Annotated in this window: 2 protein-coding genes; both read right to left on the reverse strand. The window is 77.4% G+C overall.

Features of this window, described 5'->3' with window-relative positions; translation table 11 throughout:
- Positions 1-141: 141 nt before the first annotated feature.
- A complete protein-coding gene (pyrE, locus tag ACQRUO_RS39310) occupies positions 142-699 on the reverse strand; it encodes an orotate phosphoribosyltransferase (RefSeq protein ID WP_428320983.1) in 558 nt (185 codons plus the stop codon).
- A gap of 20 nt (positions 700-719) precedes the next feature.
- On the reverse strand, positions 720-1,742 hold the full coding sequence (locus tag ACQRUO_RS39315) for a hypothetical protein (RefSeq protein ID WP_428320984.1): 1,023 nt from the start codon (positions 1,740-1,742) through the stop codon (positions 720-722).
- Between the last annotated feature and the right edge of the window lie 168 nt (positions 1,743-1,910).

Raw genomic sequence — 1,910 nt, forward strand, 5'->3', positions numbered from 1 at the left:
GGGAGGCCGCCGTTACCGAGACACGCCACGGTGCCCCCGACCCGGGACGGGTCGGGGGCACCGTTGTTCCTGCGGGTGGGCCGGCCGGCGGCGAGGTTTCACGTGAAACCTCGACCGGCGGCGACCGGCTGCCGGGGGGCCTCAGGCGAGGTCGAGGTCCGCGGCGTCGAAGACGGTGTAGTAGGGCAGGCCGGCCGCCTCGATCGCCGGCGCGGCACCGCGCTCGACGATCACCGCGACGCCGACCACCTCGGCGCCCGCCTCGCGCAGCGCCTCGACGGCGGTCAGCACCGAGCCACCGGTGGTGGAGGTGTCCTCGACGGCCAGCACCCGGCGGCCCTTGACGTCCGGGCCCTCGATCCGGCGCTGCAGGCCGTGCGCCTTGCCGGCCTTGCGGACCACGAAGGCGTCCAGCTCGCGGCCGCGGGCGGCGGCGGCGTGCAGCATCGCGGCGGCCACCGGGTCGGCGCCCAGGGTCAGGCCGCCGACCGCGTCGTACTCCAGGTCGGCGGTGGCGTCCAGCAGCACCCGGCCGACCAGCGGCGCGGCCTGGGCGTCCAGGGTGATCCGGCGCAGGTCGACGTAGTAGTCGGCCTCGCGGCCGGAGGAGAGGATGACCTTGCCGTGCACCACGGCCTTGGTCTTGATCTGCGCCTTCAGCGCTTCGCGGTCGGTGCTCGGGTTCGGCTGGTTGCTCATGAGCAATCAGTCTAAGTCGATCAGCGGCGCCGCAGGGCGCGGGCCACGATGACCGCGCCGCCGAGCAGGGCGACGCCGCCGCCGATCACCCAGGGCGAGCTGAGCCGGGCCGCGCCGCGGGTGGCGACCGGGGTGGCCTGCTGGTCGCCGTACCACCGGCTGGCGGCCCGGGCCCGGGCGCTGCGGGCGGGCAGGGTGGGCGCGTAGCGGCCGCGCGGCGGCGCGTGGTCCACCTCTTCGGCGGAGCGGCCCACGATGCTGCGGCGGATCGGGCCGCCGAGCGGCTCGTCGCCCGACACCGGGTCCTCGACGGCGCGCGGGAAGCCGTAGGGGGCGTCCAGCCGGGCGGCGGGCTCGATCTCCTCCTCGGCCTGCGGCTCGGCGCCGGCGGGCCGGTCGGTGCCCTCGACCGCGGGCGGCTCGGGGGAGAAGGCGATCAGGTCCGAGAGGTCGTCGGCGAAGAGGTCGTCGGGCAGTTCCTCGGCCGCGTCGCCGGCCTCCCCGGTGGGCTCCTCGTCCTCCGGCTCCGGGTCGGGGACCACGGTGAGCACGGGGGTGCCCTTGAGTTCGGCGGTCAGGGTCGCGGCGAAACGATCCAGCAGGCGCCGCCCGAGCGCCGCCAGGGTCTCCTCGTCCAGCTCGGCGAGCCGGCCGCCGGGGGTGAGGTCGCCGCTGAACCGGAGCACGGTGCTCGCCGCGTCCCCGTCGACCGGCTCGGCGCGCAGCCGCAGGGTGGCCGTCACCTCGCCGTCGCCGCGGGCCTCCTGGCCCTCGACGAGGGCGGTCAGCACGCCCGCACCGCCGCTGCGGATCAGCGAGATGACGCCGCGGTAGGTGATGCTGGAGTCGGCGACCCGAAGCCGCAGCCGACCGCTGATCTCCTCGGGGCCGGTGCCGGCGGCGCGCTTGGCGGCGGGGCGCCCGGTGGGCTCGGCGGAGGCGTCGGGGCGCAGATCGGGGACGCAGCGCGCGAGCAGCGCGGGGTCCGCCAGGGCAGGCTGGACGAGTTCGGCCGGCAGCTGGATGACAACCTCATGCTCCATGCCTGTGAGCCTACTGGCCTGCGCCGGGCGGCGGTGGGCGCGGCACCGGGTTCGGGTACGGAGGGTTGACCCCGATGGCGGGCGCCGCCGCCGGGGGCGGCCCGGGACGGCTCCGGGGCCGGCCCGGTTGTGCTGCGCGGGCGGCGCCGGGGCGGCCGGCCGCCGGTC

The organism is Kitasatospora sp. LaBMicrA B282 (assembly GCF_050325825.1).
Taxonomy (GTDB): Bacteria; Actinomycetota; Actinomycetes; order Streptomycetales; family Streptomycetaceae; genus Kitasatospora.

What these genes read in the sequence shown, in the direction of transcription:
- pyrE (WP_428320983.1), bottom strand. Translation starts at nt 699, where the DNA reads ATGAGCAACCAGCCGAACCCGAGCACCGACCGCGAAGCGCTGAAGGCG.
- ACQRUO_RS39315 (WP_428320984.1), bottom strand. Translation starts at nt 1,742, where the DNA reads ATGGAGCATGAGGTTGTCATCCAGCTGCCGGCCGAACTCGTCCAGCCT.